This is a genomic window from Vibrio sp. V33_P6A3T137 (assembly GCF_009904835.1).
GTDB classification, from domain to species: domain Bacteria; phylum Pseudomonadota; class Gammaproteobacteria; order Enterobacterales; family Vibrionaceae; genus Vibrio; species Vibrio metschnikovii.
In genome coordinates this window covers 1-15,743 of the sequence record NZ_WXWK01000049.1, presented here as the reverse complement: position 1 = coordinate 15,743, position 15,743 = coordinate 1, and the positions used below count along the sequence as shown (strand labels likewise).

Genomic DNA, 15,743 nt, shown 5'->3' with positions numbered 1-15,743 from the left:
TATTGAGCTAAAGTCAATTTTTGTTCTGTCAACGTGAGCGCAATGTTAAGGAAATGTCATTTTTACTTACAGTTTCTTGCACAATAACAACAAAAAATAGATCAGCACCTATTGCATTTCCTCAACAAATAGAAATCACTTGCTAAGTGAAAAATTATTTCGCGAGTTTTTCACGAATTAATGGCGCTAACTTATCTAGCGGTAGATAACCGGGGATGATTTGCTGACCAATTAACAGCGCTGGCGTACCGTTTAGCCCTAATTCACTAAATAGCTGATAGTTTTTCGCCAATTGTTGTTGGGTTTTTTCCTGTGTATTCAGCGCTTGGCTGGTATCGGTTTTTTGAGCGACTTGCAGTAACGACTGTGGATTATGCGCGCCCGGTTTTTTGACCAACAATTCATCCGCTTGAGTAAATTTTTGTTGATCCGTCTGCCATAGGTTTAATGCATAGCTGGCCGAATTAACTGGACTATCGAGTTCTTTCAGCGGCACCAGCACACTCACCACTTTGATCGTCGGGTAACGTTTGACCAACTCATGCAATACCGGATCGAGTTTTTTACACCACGGGCAGCTGTAATCGGTGAAAAAAATCAGCGTTAATTCAGGGTCTTGAGCACCAAAACTCGGGTGATCAGGGTTGTTGTATAAATAGGCTTGATTATCCTTTAATACCTGCTCAAAACGATTGGCTTGTTGCTCGTACATATGTAACGTGCTGTGCAGATTGTCAATCACTTGCGGATTACGTTGTAAAATTTGTTCAATATCCGCCAACTGTTTGGTTTGCTCTACCGTCAATGCAGCAGCACTACTCAGTGAAAAGGTGGCTAATAAGCCGATCAGCACAATTCTGTAAATTTTCATGTTTTATCCTTTATTTAATAATGACTAGCTTGCTAGCCACAAACGAGCCAACAATCCCCACGGGGTTGTTAAACCGCTGGTAATAAATTCAATTTGCCCTTGATGGACTATCATGATTGTTGGCGTGTAACGTATATGCCAATCCTGTCCTATTTGACTGCGAGGATCGTTAAGCTGAGGAAATTCAATGTCATGATAAGCCAAATAACGTCGTATCTGCTCATCGCTACCAGAAGAGAGCGCAATACCTAACGTTGGGTAGTATTGACTGAGCCAATTGACTGTTGGGGTGACAAAGCGACATATATTGCACCAACTGGCCCAAAAATAGATCACCATGGGTTTCTCTGCACTCATGGCTTGAATATCGATTGACTGACCTTGGAGATCCACCGCCTGTAAACTGAATTGATTACGCTCTGGCATCTGTTGGCTACGCCATTGATCGATAGCCACAGAAACGACGATCAGTAGCAAACCAACCATCAACCACTCACGTCCTAGATGTAATAAGCGCTTTTTCTTCATCGTGCTTCTCCTTTTGCCTGACGCAAGGCATCCATCACCGCACGATCGGTTAATAACACGGGCAGAGCAATGCCTTGTGGAGCTTGAGGGCCATACACTATATTAAACGGCACGCCAAATCGGCCATGGCTTTGCAAAAAACGAGTAACCGACTCACTGGGCAGCGTCCAATCACCGCGTATCAGAACCACCTCTTCTTGCTGTAGAGCTTTATGCACCGGATTTTGTAATAACACGTTCATTTTATTGACCTTACAAGTAATGCACCAGTCAGCTGTAACATCAACCAACACCACTTTACCTTGCTCTACATGCTGAGCAATTTGCTCTGCTACGAGTGGCTGCCAGGGTAAATCGTCACTAAGCTGAGTGAGTCCATGAGTGGTACTGAGTTTGGCCAGCCATAGACCCGCGCCAAAAGACAATACGGTAATGAGCACGAAGAGAACGATACGCTGAGCGCCGTAGTGTCTCCATCCTTGCCAAACACACAGTGCTAGAGTAGATAACAGATAAAGCAGTATTGCCCACAGCGGCCAATGGGCAGCGAGTAAGGTTAATAACCACAATGAGGTAGCCAATAACATCAACCCAAAAAGGATTTTTATACGGTTCATCCACGCACCCGGTTTCGGCAGCCGGAGTGCAAGCAGAGGAAACAGTGCCACCAATAACCAAGGTAGCGCCATACCTATACCCAAGCCGGTAAAAATAAACCATAGGGTGAGCGTGTCTGCGCCCAGTGCGAAAGCGACCGCCGTGCCTAAAAAAGGCGCCGAACAAGGCGTTGCTAATAAAGTTGCGAACATACCTTGTAAATAATGACCCAAATAACGCTGATCGGAGCCGCGCGTTGCCATCCATGTCGAAGCACTCACTGGCAAACGTAACTCGAATAAGCCGAGCATATTGGCGCCAAACAAGGTGGTGATCAGCAGCATTAGAACAATAAAGCTGGCACTTTGAAATTGAATACCCCAGCCGATTGCCTGACCACTCCATTTCAGTGCCAATAATCCTATGGCTATCAACCAAAAAGCACTGAGTATTCCTGCGGCCGAAGTGAGAAACTGCAAGCGGACACTACGACGCTGTGGTTTATCCAAGGTCAACACTGACGTTAACTTCATGCCTAATACCGGTAACACACACGGCATGACATTTAAAATCAAACCACCCAGTAACGCACTAGCAAACATCAGCACCAGTCCCCAACCTGAGGTTGTGGATTGAATCAGATCAGATTCAATCGCCACGGTTTGTTCAACCAATAGCGACTGATCAGCAAAAGTAACTTGTACGGATTCACCACTCAAATCCGCTTTACCGAGCCAACTAGAAACAGTAAATGTCGCCGTCAAGTTTTGCCCATCAACCTGAATTCGTGGTTGAGTAAAGCTACTTTCTGCGACTTTATCACTTTGACCATCAAGTAAGAGATCCGGCTGCTGCCAACCTTGTGGGTTGTGTGCGGTAATTTGTAAACGTTGCTGAGCCTCATCCCAGACAGCGCCTAATGTCAATAATTGCTGCGTTTTTTGCGGTACCCGACTCATCGCCTGTGCATATTGCGCCACTTCATTACTACTAGGCATCAACTGATCAGGAATAAAGCTCAGCTCAACGGGATAGTCAGTGATCACACAAACGGTCGAACAGGATGAGAGCCGTAAGCGCGCCTTAAACAGGACTGGCTGTTGCCAGTCTTGTATTTTAAGCGTGATCGGAAAGAGCGTATCACCTTGATAACCGATCGTTTCAATACCGAGCAGCGAAAAACGGCTAGGAAACGGCCAATGCCACTGAAAGTCACTCACATTTTCAGATGCAGACCAATCAATTTCTGGGGCAACACCGCCTTCTCCGGGAGATCGCCAATAGGTTTTCCATCCCTTATCTAACTTTACCTCCAGATAACCAGCAGCCTCTCCGCTTTGCGGATCGCTTTGGCCAGTTAACACCAAACGTACCGCAACAGGTGGATGATAAGCATCGGTCAACCAATCGGTAGCAACGACTTCAGCCTGCGCCAAGAACGAGCTAAATAAGCTTAATAACAAACAGACACGCACTAAACGTGTTAAGAAGATTCTAAATACAGGGAACATGGTTTTTCCTTATTAATAAACACCAACAGGTTTGTAGCTTTAATGCCAATACATGCTGGTTTTATTCATGGAAAACACACAGTTGAAGATGGGGTCGCCGCTTGGGAACTCTCGGTTCGCGAAAAATGGTAAAAGGTAAACGACTCATCAGCCGTTGACTGACGATGATCGCAACCGTTAACCACAATAATGGGCTAAATAGCTCCACTAATTGTTGTAAATGATGACTCAGCAGTTTTTCTGTTAAATGGCATGACTCACTCAAGGTATCGTTGTCGGCCAACACCAGCTCAGCAAGCACCGAGGACGACTCAGGGCAAAAACTTAACACGCCGCTATTTTTCGCCAGACACAGCACCATCACCCAACTGATCAACAGTAAGGCTAATAATCGGTAACGAGGGCGACGTAAATAATCCAATCAACAATCCTGAGTAACGTAAATCGACAAACTCTACCCAAACCACTTGGAGTTGTAGGTAGGAAGGGGATACAACCTATGGCGAATATGACCGAGCACAATCAATAAAGTTCAGCACAATCTTAGCTTAATGTTTCAAATTCCTCTTCGCATCAGGTTGCCAATCAAAGGATTTACTCTCTAACCGCAATTATTACGTATACTTTGTAGTCAACATACTAAAACCTTTGTTTTACTCGGTTGTTATTGACTGCGCAAAGCAGGATAATGCCCAGCTCGGAATTTAAGACAACGATCACTATGACCGACTATTTTTTGCTGTTAATCGGCACTGTTCTGGTTAACAACTTTGTACTGGTAAAATTCTTAGGCTTATGCCCTTTTATGGGTGTGTCGAAAAAACTCGAAACTGCGATTGGTATGGGGTTAGCGACGACGTTCGTCCTAACCCTTGCCTCTGTATGTGCCTATCTTGTTGAAAGTTACATTCTCGCGCCACTTGGTATTGAGTATTTGCGCACCATGAGTTTTATTTTGGTGATTGCAGTGGTGGTGCAGTTTACGGAGATGGTCGTTCATAAAACCAGCCCCACTTTATACCGTTTATTAGGTATTTTCTTACCCTTAATTACCACCAACTGCGCAGTGCTTGGCGTAGCGCTGCTCAATATCAATGAAAATCATAACTTTATCCAATCGATTATTTATGGTTTTGGGGCAGCGGTTGGCTTTTCTCTGGTGCTAATTCTTTTTGCGGCGATGCGTGAGCGCATTCAAGTCGCCGATGTTCCCGCTCCGTTTAAAGGTGCTTCCATTGCCATGATCACCGCAGGTTTAATGTCTTTGGCCTTTATGGGCTTTACCGGTTTGGTGAAATAAATGAGTACGTTACTGATCGCCATTCTTGCGCTGGCGGCACTGGCTGCCGTGTTTGGGGCTATTTTGGGGTTTGCTTCTGTTCGCTTCAAAGTCGAAGGCGATCCGATTGTTGATCAAATCGATGCCATTTTACCGCAAACGCAATGTGGTCAATGTGGCTATCCGGGCTGTCGACCTTATGCTGAAGCGATCGCCAATGGTGATACGATTAATAAATGCCCACCAGGTGGCCAAGCGACGATTGAAAAGTTAGCTGATTTAATGGGTGTTGAAGTTCAAGAATCCGCCCATGATTTGGATAATAAGGTCAAAACCGTTGCTTTTATTCACGAAGATATGTGTATTGGCTGTACCAAGTGCATCCAAGCTTGCCCTGTCGATGCTATCGTCGGAGGCACCAAAGCCTTACATACCGTAATAAAAGACGAGTGTACTGGTTGTGATTTGTGTGTTGCCCCTTGCCCAACTGACTGTATCGAGATGATCCCATTAGAGACCACTCCCGAAACGTGGAAATGGCAAATGAATGCTATCCCAGTCGTGAATATCGTTGAACCTGCGTCTAATTCGCAAAAAAGTGCGCATTAAGGATAGGTATGTTGTCATTAATTGAACAAATCCAAGCTGGTCGTCTTTGGGATTTCCCCGGTGGCATTCACCCACCTGAAAATAAACAGCAATCAACACAAACCGCTATCGCTCATGCTCCCATTGCTCATGAACTTGTTCTGCCAATAAAGCAGCACATAGGTAAAGCGGGCGATCTGCTGGTTGAGATCGGGCAGCGGGTGCTCAAAGGTCAAGCGCTCACCAAATATACAACAACATTTATGCTGCCAGTGCATGCGCCGACGTCTGGAGAAATCATCGCAATAGAACCACGTACAACCGCTCATCCTTCTGGATTGCCAGAAATGTGCATTGTGCTGCGTCCAGATGGTCAAGAATCGTGGATAGAGCGCCAATCAATCACCGATTTTACTCAGTATTCAGCCGAACAACTGATTGAAATCATCCGCAACGCCGGCATTTCAGGAATGGGCGGTGCGGGATTCCCAACCGCAAAAAAAATTCAAACTGGGCTATCACGTACCGAAATATTGATCATTAACGCGGCTGAATGTGAGCCTTACATTACAGCCGATGATGCACTGATGCGCTTCCATGCCGACGAGATCATCCAAGGGATCAGTATTGTCGAGCATATATTGCGCCCTAAGCTGACGATTATCGGCATTGAAGATAACAAACCAGAAGCCATCCAAGCATTAGAGCAAGCGGCAAAAGAAAAAGATTTGCTGATCCGAGTGATCCCGACTAAATATCCTTCTGGCGGTGAAAAACAGTTGATCAAAATTTTGACCAACCTTGAGGTGCCTAATAATGGCATTCCGGCGGATATTGGTTTGATGATGCAAAATATCGGCTCAATACATGCGATTAAACGTGCAGTCATCGATGGCGAACCCCTGATTCAACGTGTGGTCACCTTAACCGGTAATACCTTTAAACAACCAACCAATGTATGGACGCTGCTCGGCACGCCAGTTGCGCATCTGCTAGAGAAGTTTGCTTACCAAGCCGACAAAAAATTACCGCGTTTGATCATGGGCGGGCCGATGATGGGCTTTACCCTACCTCATGCTCAGGTACCAATTACCAAAACCAGCAACTGCATCTTAGCGCCGACCAGCAAAGAAATTAGTGCACCGCAAGCAGAAATGGCCTGTATTCGCTGTGGTTTATGTGCCGACGCCTGCCCCGCGTCGCTACTCCCGCAGCAGTTACAATGGCACGCCAAAGCTGAAGAATATGATAAATGCGAAGAGCTGAATCTAAAAGATTGCATTGAGTGTGGCGCTTGCGCTTATGTTTGCCCAAGTGAAATTCCTTTGGTGCAATATTATCGTCAAGCGAAAGCGGAAATTCGCACCCGCAAACGTGAAGCCGAAGCGGCTGAGCGTGCGAAACAGCGCTTTGAAGAGAAAAAAGCCCGCATGGAGCGTGATAAAGCCGAACGAGAACAGCGCTTTAAACAAGCTGCCGAAGATCGCCGCAAAGAGATGCAAAATAGTGGCAGTGATGATGCGATCGCCGCCGCTATTGCGAGAGTCAAAGCGCAAAAGCAGCAAGAGGATAGTAATGAGAAAGCAGTGAAACCAGCGGTTGCTGCTGCCATTGCCCGCGCGAAAGCCAAACAAGCTGAAGCGAGACAATCCGTAGAGTCGCCAGTCGAAGAAATCTCTTCAGCTACGAGTACAGTGCCTGAGCCTACAGCTGCTGCGCCTAACAATGATAAAAAAGACGCTGTCGCCGCAGCCATTGCTCGCGCTAAAGCGCGTAAATCCGCCCAGCAAGAGGCTTCTACTGATGACTCGTCTCCAGCAACCAGCCCAGCGCCTAAATCGATAGCCTCTGCGTCCAATGATGACAAAAAAGACGCCGTTGCCGCAGCCATTGCTCGTGCTAAAGCGCGTAAAGCCGCCCAGCAAGAGGCTTCTACTGATGACTCGTCTCCAGCAACCAGTCCAGCGCCGGAGCCTACCGTCGCAGCATCTAACAATGATAAAAAAGACGCCGTCGCCGCAGCCATTGCTCGTGCTAAAGCGCGTAAAGCCGCCCAGCAAGAGGCTTCTACTGATGACTCGTCTCCAGCAACCAGCCCAGCACCTAAACCGACAGCCTCTGCGCCCAATGATGACAAAAAAGACGCTGTCGCCGCAGCTATTGCTCGTGCTAAAGCACGCAAAGCCGCCCTGCAAACCAATCACCAAGCCAATAACGCTGAGGAGAAAAAATAGTGGCCTTTTTTATTGCTAGTTCGCCACACGCGCATAGCAAGCGCAGCACCGCTGAGTTGATGAAATGGGTCGCGATTTGTGCCCTGCCCGGATTGGTTGCACAAAGCTATTTTTTTGGTTGGGGAACATTAATCCAATTGATACTGGCGATAACCGTTGCCTTAGGTTTAGAAGCCATAGTGATGTTACTGCGCAAACGCTCACCACGTTTAGCTTTACGAGATTATAGTGCCCTTGTCACCGCTTGGTTGCTTGCTATTGCTATTCCCCCACTCTCACCTTGGTGGATAGTGATCATCGGTTTAGTTTTTGCCATTGTGGTCGGTAAACATTTGTATGGCGGACTCGGTCAAAATCCATTTAACCCAGCGATGGTGGCTTATGTTGTCCTGTTAATCTCATTTCCAGTACAAATGACCAGTTGGTTGGCACCACATCAATTAGCCCCAGAATCCGTGTCGTTTGTTGATTCTTTATCACTGATTTTTACTGGCTTTAATCAAGATGGGTTATCGCTACAGCAGATCCGCACAGGGATTGATGGCATGACCATGGCGACCCCATTGGATGCTTTAAAAACGGCGTTGCATGCTGGAAATACACTATCACAAGCGCTTTCCTTACCCCCATTCAGTGGTTTAGCGGGGATTGGTTGGGATTGGGTGAATCTCGCTTATCTAGCAGGCGGCTTATTACTGATTAAGCTACGGGTGATTAATTGGCATATACCGGTCGCTTTTCTCTCTGGGGTGATTGTCTCTAGTTTACTGTTGATGCTGCTGGCTCCGGGCACGACCGCTTCGCCGATTATTCATTTACTTTCTGGGGCGACGATGCTTGGGGCATTTTTTATTGCTACCGATCCCGTTACCGCTTCAACTACCAATAAAGGCCGGATTATCTATGGCCTGTTTATTGGGAGTTTAGTGGTGATGATTCGTAGTTGGGGAGGCTTTCCTGACGGTGTCGCCTTTGCGGTATTACTCGCCAACATGTGTGTCCCCTTAATCGACTATTACACCAAACCTCGTACTTACGGGCATTAAGGAGCATTATGTTTACTGCCATCCGTAAAAATGGGTTAATTTTGGCTATCTTTGCTTGCGCTTCCACTGGTGTCGTCGCGTTAACCCAATATTTGACCGCCAGCCAAATCAAAGCTCAAGAAACTGCACAATTATTATCAGTGTTAAATCAGGTGATCCCACCTGAATGGCATGATAATCAACTGTCAGCCGCATGCACACTAGTAAGCGATCCCTTACTCGGTAGCTCAAAAGCCATGCCTGTTTATCTGGCCACTCTGAATGGAGAGCACACCGCATTGGCTATTGAGGCGATTGCACCTGATGGCTATAGCGGAGCGATCAAAATCATTGTTGGTATTGATCAACAAGGAAATATACTCGGCACACGTGTTTTATCTCATCAAGAAACCCCCGGTCTTGGCGATAAAATTGATTTACGGATCAGCGATTGGATACTCAGTTTTACTGGCCGTCAAGTCAGTGATGACAATCAAAAACAGTGGCAAGTACGCAAAGATGGTGGGCAATTTGATCAATTTACCGGAGCGACCATTACGCCGAGAGCGGTCGTAAAAGCAGTTAAACAAACGGTCGAGTACGTGAATTTACATCGCGAACAGATCGTTAATCAACCCTTGAACTGTGGAGGACAATAGATGAGTGACCATAAAACACTGATCAAAAATGGCTTATGGGATAACAACCCAGCTTTAGTGCAGTTACTAGGTCTGTGTCCGCTATTAGCCGTCTCGTCCACCGTCACTAACGCGCTTGGTTTAGGTCTAGCGACCTTATTGGTATTGGTCGGTTCGAATGTGACCGTCTCTTTAGTGCGCGATTATGTTCCCAAAGAAGTACGGATCCCGATTTTTGTCATGATCATTGCCGCTTTAGTGACTTGCGTGCAGTTACTAATGAAAGCCTATGCTTACGGACTTTACCTCTCTTTAGGCATCTTTATTCCCTTGATTGTCACCAATTGCATCATTATTGGTCGCGCCGAAGCATTCGCCTCAAAAAATCAAGTGCTTCCTGCCGCTCAAGATGGCTTCTGGATGGGATTAGGCATGACTGCCGTTCTGGTCGTCTTAGGCGCTCTACGAGAAATTCTGGGTAATGGTACTTTATTCGACGGTGCTGATTTGCTACTGGGTGATTGGGCATCAATACTGCGTATCGATCTTCTGCATTTAGACAATAGTTTCTTACTCGCACTACTACCACCAGGCGCTTTCATTGGTGTCGGTTTTCTGATTGCCGCCAAAAACGTGATTGATAAGCAGATTGCTCTGCGTCAACCTAAGCCTGAAAAGCAGGCCATTGAGCGCGCGCGCGTCACCAATGTATAACTCGATTGACTGGGTATTTGATTATGAATAACGCAAAGCGGTTAGCAATCCTTGAGCGCTTGAGAGCCAACAACCCTAACCCACAAACTGAACTCAACTGGAATACGCCATTTGAGCTGCTGATTGCCGTTTTACTATCGGCTCAAGCTACCGATGTGAGTGTCAATAAAGCCACGGATAAACTCTACGCCGTCGCCAACACCCCACAAGCCATATGGGATTTAGGTGTCGATGGCGTGAAGCAATACATAAAAACCATTGGACTATTCAATTCTAAAGCCGAGAATGTGATTAAGACCTGCCGAATACTGCTTGATCAGTACGGCGGCGAAATTCCAGAAGATCGAGCCGCTTTAGAATCACTGCCCGGCGTGGGTCGAAAGACCGCCAACGTGGTTCTTAATACCGCCTTTGGTTGGCCAACGATTGCCGTTGACACGCATATTTTCCGCGTCTCAAATCGGACTAAGTTTGCTATCGGTAAGAATGTCGATGAAGTCGAGCAAAAACTGCTTAAAGTCGTCCCCAAAGCATTCAAAGTCGATGTTCACCATTGGTTAATCCTTCATGGTCGTTATACTTGTATCGCACGCAAACCCCGTTGCCGGAGTTGCATTATTGAAGACTTGTGTGAATACAAAGAGAAAGTCTACCCAGAAAGCTAGGAGTCATTATGTCAAATAGTCGTATTCTTCACACTATGCTACGTGTTGGAGATTTAGATCGTTCAATCGAATTTTATACCCAAGTCATGGGTATGAAACTACTGCGTAAAAATGAAAACACCGAGTACAAATATACCCTTGCCTTTTTAGGTTATGGCGATGAATCTGAAGGTGCCGTCATCGAGCTCACCTATAACTGGGGAGTCGCTGACTACGAGATGGGCAACGCTTATGGACACATTGCGATTGGTGTCGATGATATCTACACCACCTGTGACACCATCAAAGCAGCAGGCGGTAATGTGACTCGTGAACCCGGTCCTGTTAAAGGTGGCAGTACACATATCGCGTTTATTAAAGATCCCGATGGTTATATGGTTGAACTGATTCAAAACAAACAAGCCAGTGCTGGGCTTGAAGGCTAATCAGCTTAACGTTTAATGCCGATATACAAAACCGCTCTAGTGAGCGGTTTTGTTGTCTCTGAGGAGATGAGATACGACAGCCAGTGCGTTTTTATCAGTGCTCCATCAAACCTGAGTTCGCCCTAACGAAATCACCACTCGACGGTTTTTATCCCGTCCAATCGGCGATGCATTATCAGCGATAGGACGACGTTGCCCATAACCTTGGACTTGAATACGATCCTCTGGCAGTCCTAAAGTACGGAAATAACGCTGTAACGATTCTGCTCGACGCTCTGATAAACTTTGACTTTCATTGCGACCTTCACTGGTATCGGTATAAGTCGCGACCAACACCAAATCAATATCTTGATTATATCGAATGTAATCAGCAATTTGTGCTAATCGCTTCTGCGATGCTTTATTAAGCTCGACGCTATTTCCTCGATCATAATGCAAAATAGTGAACGCAATATCTTCAAAGCTGTATGGTAAGAGATTAGCAACACAATCACTAAACACGTTGTACTGAGGCTGAAACAGTACCGATGAGAGCATCACTTCAATACGCTGGTCACGGCTTTGCCAATCTTGATAACTAAAGGTCGGATAACGGCCTTGTTCTAATTCACTCAAGAGTGCCCAAGCCGTTTGACCACCAATATAACCATCAAATTGTTTAAAAAACTGGATATTAGAGATGCGATCAGCACGCTCGCCCGGACGCCACCTCGGTGGCATAGAGACTAAACTTACGTTACGAGTCTCACCCATCGGTCTGCGCATTTTTAGTTCAAAATCAAGATTAATCTGTTTGCTGGCATGAGAAGTAAAAACAGCATCGCCATAATTAGGAATGGGATGCACTAACTGGCACTCTAATGGTGTATTGACCACCATTTGCCAAGTAGACTGCTGTGGCGAGGCAACGTATTGCTTACCAGAAGCGAATGCATTCACAGTGCCAAGACAACCTGCTACATAAAGACCTGTCATTAGCCATTTATTCATAATCTGTCTCTTACCACAATAATAAGCACTAAGGCGATAACTTGCCGCAACGAAGGCAAATAACGCAATCTGCGTGAAGGGTCCGTAAAACATGCAAAAAACTCGCCACAACAACAAGCTTTTGATGATTTTATTGCTGGGATTTGGTTTTTCTCAAGCAGATAATCTGTAATAATGTTGTTCTTGTCACTTAATTTAGGCTCACATGACTGTTATTAATGAAGCATTTGCGTTAAATAAACGCTTTAGAGGCTATTTCCCAGTAGTTATTGATGTTGAAACCGCTGGATTTAATCCACAAACGGATGCCTTACTTGAGATCTGCGCCATTACCTTATGCATGGATGAACAAGGAGATTTGCATCCTGCTTCAACCCTTCATTTTCATATTGAGCCATTTGAAGGGGCAAATATTGAAAAAGCCGCTTTAGAATTTAATGGAATTCATGATCCCTTCAGTGCATTGCGAGGCGCAGTCACCGAAGAATATGCGCTAAAAGAAATTTATAAACAGGTGCGTAAAGAACAAAAGGCGGCAGACTGTAGCCGAGCGATCATCGTTGCCCATAACGCATCATTTGATCACGGTTTTGTCATGGCAGCCAATGAACGTTGTAAATTAAAACGAGTCCCTTTTCACCCCTTCGCGACTTTCGATACTGCCGCACTCAGTGGGTTAGCTTATGGACAAACGGTGTTAGCTAAGGCTTGCAAAGCCGCAGGGATGGAATTTGATAATCGTGAAGCGCATTCCGCACTTTACGATACTCAACAAACCGCAGCACTATTTTGCGGAATTATTAATAAATGGAAAGCACTGGGTGGCTGGCCGTTAGCTCCCCAAACAAACACAACTGACTAATTGAGATATTTATGAACCCTGTTGTTATATCTGTGTGCGTCATGCTGATTTTAGCATTGATGCGCATTAATGTGGTCGTCGCCCTCACGTTCAGTGCGATGGTCGGTGGCCTTGTTGCTGGTATGAGTTTAAATGAGTCTGTCGCTGCGTTTGAAAGTGGTTTAGGTGGCGGCGCGACGATTGCTCTGAGCTATGCCATGTTAGGCACTTTCGCGGTGGCAATTTCTCGCTCCGGTATTACTGATGTCCTTGCTCAAAGCGTGATTAAACGTCTCCATGGTAAACAAACTCATGCAGCGACAACGGGATTAAAGTATGCCGTGCTCGTGGCTTTACTGCTGATGGCGATGTCGTCGCAAAACGTGATCCCGGTGCATATCGCTTTTATTCCGATCCTGATCCCGCCCTTATTGGCGGTATTTGCTCGTCTCAAGATCGACCGCCGAATGATAGCCTGTGTGCTGACTTTTGGTTTAATTACCCCATACATGATCCTGCCGGTCGGTTTTGGGGGGATTTTCCTCAATAATATCTTACTCAAAAACCTGCATGATAATGGCCTACAAAACGTTACCGCCAGTCAAGTACCCATGGCAATGCTACTCCCCGGCCTTGGTATGCTGGTCGGTTTGTTGATTGCGGTCTTTTTTACTTACCGTAAACCACGTGAATACCAAGCAACCGAACTGACCACCATTCAGCACCAAGAAAACAGTCATATCAATCGTAAGCACTTACTTACCGCAACACTGGGTATTGTGGCGGCATTGGCGGTGCAACTCGCTACTGGGTCAATGATCATCGGTGCTTTAGCTGGCTTTATGATTTTTACCTTTGGCGGGGTGATTGCTTGGAAAGAAACCCATGATGTGTTTACCAAAGGAGTGCACATGATGGCGATGATTGGTTTTATCATGATCTCTGCTGCAGGCTTTGCTGCCGTGATGAAAGCCACTGGTGGTGTTGAGTCACTGGTTAGCGCTCTTTCAACCAGCATTGGCGATAATAAACCACTCGCAGCTCTATTGATGTTGGTCGTCGGTCTCCTTGTCACCATGGGGATAGGATCGTCTTTCTCTACTATTCCGATTATTGCGACGATTTATGTACCACTCTGCTTGGCTTTTGGTTTTTCCCCCATGGCGACTATCGCTTTAGTTGGTACCGCTGCTGCGCTAGGTGATGCCGGCTCTCCAGCCTCTGATTCAACTTTAGGTCCAACCTCTGGTTTGAATGCCGATGGCCAACACGAGCATATTTGGGAAACGGTCGTACCGACCTTTATTCACTATAACCTGCCCCTCATTGCCTTCGGTTGGTTAGCGGCGATGGTGCTCTAGAGCAATATCAGGTTTGACCATAAAAAAGAGCGCTCAATTTAGGCTAATGCCGATCAGTTAAGAGATAAATGATCGGTTGAACGATCCTACAGATGGCTTATAAAGGCTCTAAGTTCCTAAAACTTTGAGCCTTTTATTTTGCAATTAACTACAGCCCTAACACTCGCCAAGCGTTACGCCCCCAATACTGAACAACTTGGAAAACTCAGTGACATTCTTTGTCCTGATTTCATCAACCAATGCTTAGAAGCTTCCGGTGTGGCCACTATTCGTAAACGTCGTATCCCTCTCGACATGGCCGTTTGGGCGGTCGTTGCTATGTCGCTTTACCGACAAGAGCCTTTGTGGTCAATTGTCTCCAAAGCACAATTAATGTTGCCCGGGAAACGAAGTCTGGTTGCCCCTAGCGCTATCGTTCAAGCGAGACAACGGCTCGGGGCTGATGCAATGAAAGAAGTATTCCATCAAAGCCAGAGCTTATGGAATAAAACAGCTGACCATCCGACTTGGTGTGGATTAAAACTCCTCGCTGTCGATGGTGTGGTATGGCGAACGCCAGACACCAAGGAAAACCGTGATGCGTTTCAATCTGCATCAAATCAGAATGGTGAAGGTAGCTTTCCTCAGGTGCGTATGGTTTGCCAGATGGAGTTGACCAGTCACATGCTGGTCGCCAGTGCTTTCGCGAGTTACAAAACCAATGAGATGATATTGGCGGAACAGTTGATTGAAACAACACCAGACTACAGTCTCACAATGTTCGACAGAGGGTTTTACTCTCTTAGTCTTCTTCATCGCTGGGCAAATACAGGTACTGAAAGGCATTGGCTAATGCCAATGCGCAAGAATACTCAATTTACCGAAGTCAGAAAGCTGGGTCGCAATGATCGGATTGTCGAAATCAAGACAACACCTCAAGCGAGAAAGAAGTCCCCGTCACTACCTGAAACCATCGAAGTTCGCCTGATAAAGAAAACTATCAAAGGGAAAGAAGTGAGTATCTTGACCTCGATGACTGATCATCGTCGTTATCCGCCAGCGGAAATAGCAGAGCTTTACAGTCATAGATGGGAAATCGAAGTGGGATATCGGGAAATGAAGTCTTCACTTCTGAACAACGAGTTCACACTGAGAAGTAAGAAGCCAGAGATGGTAAAACAAGAACTATGGGGCTTATTGCTTAGCTATAACATTATTAGATATCAGATGGTTAACATGGCTAAAGCTGTGCCTGGCATCTACCCCAACCAACTGAGCTTCACAACGTGTGCTCACTCTATTATTCACGTAATTTTGGGGTTCTGGTTGGAGTCGGCGGGAACAATCCCTAAGCGCATTACTCACTTGCAGGAAGAGGCGATACACCATGTCTTGCCCATTAAACGAGAAGAGCGGATATATCCGAGAGCAATAAAACCAAAGGCAAAGAAATACCCCAATAAAAAGAAAGCCAGTCAGCTTAACTGACTGGCATTA

Annotated in this window: 16 protein-coding genes; 11 read left to right on the top strand and 5 right to left on the bottom strand. The window is 46.0% G+C overall.

Annotated elements, in window-relative coordinates:
* Positions 1 to 154: 154 nt before the first annotated feature.
* From CAG60_RS04175 to CAG60_RS04160, 4 genes are all read right to left on the bottom strand, one after another.
* On the bottom strand, positions 155 to 871 hold the full coding sequence (locus tag CAG60_RS04175) for a DsbA family protein (RefSeq protein ID WP_161438362.1): 717 nt from the start codon (positions 869 to 871) through the stop codon (positions 155 to 157).
* 24 nt (positions 872 to 895) lie between these two features.
* Positions 896 to 1,399 (bottom strand): protein disulfide oxidoreductase, encoded by a 504-nt coding sequence (locus CAG60_RS04170; protein WP_158144097.1) that lies wholly within the window; start codon positions 1,397 to 1,399, stop codon positions 896 to 898.
* Positions 1,396 to 3,507: a protein-disulfide reductase DsbD family protein gene (locus CAG60_RS04165; protein ID WP_161438361.1), complete on the bottom strand. Its 2,112-nt coding sequence runs from the start codon at positions 3,505 to 3,507 to the stop codon at positions 1,396 to 1,398. The genes CAG60_RS04170 and CAG60_RS04165 overlap by 4 nt, the downstream gene beginning before the upstream one ends.
* Before the next feature lie 61 nt (positions 3,508 to 3,568).
* Positions 3,569 to 3,928, bottom strand: a complete 360-nt coding sequence (locus CAG60_RS04160) for a hypothetical protein (RefSeq protein ID WP_161425719.1) — start codon at positions 3,926 to 3,928, stop codon at positions 3,569 to 3,571.
* Between the two features lie 300 nt (positions 3,929 to 4,228).
* Between CAG60_RS04160 and rsxA the strand changes: the two genes are divergently transcribed.
* Genes rsxA through gloA form a run of 8 tightly spaced genes read left to right on the top strand, consistent with a single transcriptional unit; the run spans position 4,229 to position 11,075 of the window.
* Positions 4,229 to 4,807: an electron transport complex subunit RsxA gene (rsxA, locus tag CAG60_RS04155; protein ID WP_004395667.1), complete on the top strand. Its 579-nt coding sequence runs from the start codon at positions 4,229 to 4,231 to the stop codon at positions 4,805 to 4,807.
* The gene (gene rsxB / locus CAG60_RS04150; RefSeq protein WP_004395668.1) at positions 4,808 to 5,395 is read left to right on the top strand and encodes an electron transport complex subunit RsxB; all 588 of its coding nucleotides are present in this window, start codon (positions 4,808 to 4,810) and stop codon (positions 5,393 to 5,395) included.
* Positions 5,396 to 5,403: 8 nt separating this feature from the next.
* Complete coding sequence (gene rsxC / locus CAG60_RS04145) at positions 5,404 to 7,608, top strand: electron transport complex subunit RsxC (RefSeq protein ID WP_161438360.1); 2,205 nt, start codon at positions 5,404 to 5,406, stop codon at positions 7,606 to 7,608.
* Positions 7,608 to 8,654: an electron transport complex subunit RsxD gene (gene rsxD, locus CAG60_RS04140; protein ID WP_158138126.1), complete on the top strand. Its 1,047-nt coding sequence runs from the start codon at positions 7,608 to 7,610 to the stop codon at positions 8,652 to 8,654. Before rsxC ends, rsxD begins: the two co-directional genes overlap by 1 nt.
* Positions 8,655 to 8,662: 8 nt before the next feature.
* Positions 8,663 to 9,292, top strand: a complete 630-nt coding sequence (gene rsxG, locus CAG60_RS04135) for an electron transport complex subunit RsxG (RefSeq protein ID WP_158138124.1) — start codon at positions 8,663 to 8,665, stop codon at positions 9,290 to 9,292.
* On the top strand, positions 9,293 to 9,985 hold the full coding sequence (locus CAG60_RS04130) for an electron transport complex subunit E (protein WP_161438359.1): 693 nt from the start codon (positions 9,293 to 9,295) through the stop codon (positions 9,983 to 9,985).
* Positions 9,986 to 10,008: 23 nt separating this feature from the next.
* A complete protein-coding gene (gene nth / locus CAG60_RS04125; protein WP_161438358.1) occupies positions 10,009 to 10,650 on the top strand; it encodes an endonuclease III in 642 nt (213 codons plus the stop codon).
* Between the two features lie 8 nt (positions 10,651 to 10,658).
* Positions 10,659 to 11,075, top strand: coding sequence for a lactoylglutathione lyase (gene gloA / locus CAG60_RS04120; protein ID WP_072668601.1), 417 nt, complete (start codon positions 10,659 to 10,661; stop codon positions 11,073 to 11,075).
* Between the two features lie 105 nt (positions 11,076 to 11,180).
* Here the strand turns inward: gloA and motY are convergent, their stop codons facing one another.
* On the bottom strand, positions 11,181 to 12,065 hold the full coding sequence (motY, locus tag CAG60_RS04115) for a flagellar protein MotY (RefSeq protein ID WP_040904520.1): 885 nt from the start codon (positions 12,063 to 12,065) through the stop codon (positions 11,181 to 11,183).
* A gap of 205 nt (positions 12,066 to 12,270) precedes the next feature.
* Here motY and rnt point away from each other — a divergent pair, with 205 nt between their 5' ends.
* From rnt to CAG60_RS04100, 3 genes are all read left to right on the top strand, one after another.
* A complete protein-coding gene (gene rnt, locus CAG60_RS04110) occupies positions 12,271 to 12,927 on the top strand; it encodes a ribonuclease T (RefSeq protein ID WP_158138120.1) in 657 nt (218 codons plus the stop codon).
* An 11-nt stretch (positions 12,928 to 12,938) separates the two neighbouring features.
* The gene (locus tag CAG60_RS04105) at positions 12,939 to 14,267 is read left to right on the top strand and encodes a Na+/H+ antiporter family protein (protein WP_161438357.1); all 1,329 of its coding nucleotides are present in this window, start codon (positions 12,939 to 12,941) and stop codon (positions 14,265 to 14,267) included.
* A gap of 138 nt (positions 14,268 to 14,405) precedes the next feature.
* Positions 14,406 to 15,734, top strand: coding sequence for an IS4 family transposase (locus tag CAG60_RS04100; RefSeq protein WP_161426671.1), 1,329 nt, complete (start codon positions 14,406 to 14,408; stop codon positions 15,732 to 15,734).
* Positions 15,735 to 15,743 lie beyond the last annotated feature (9 nt).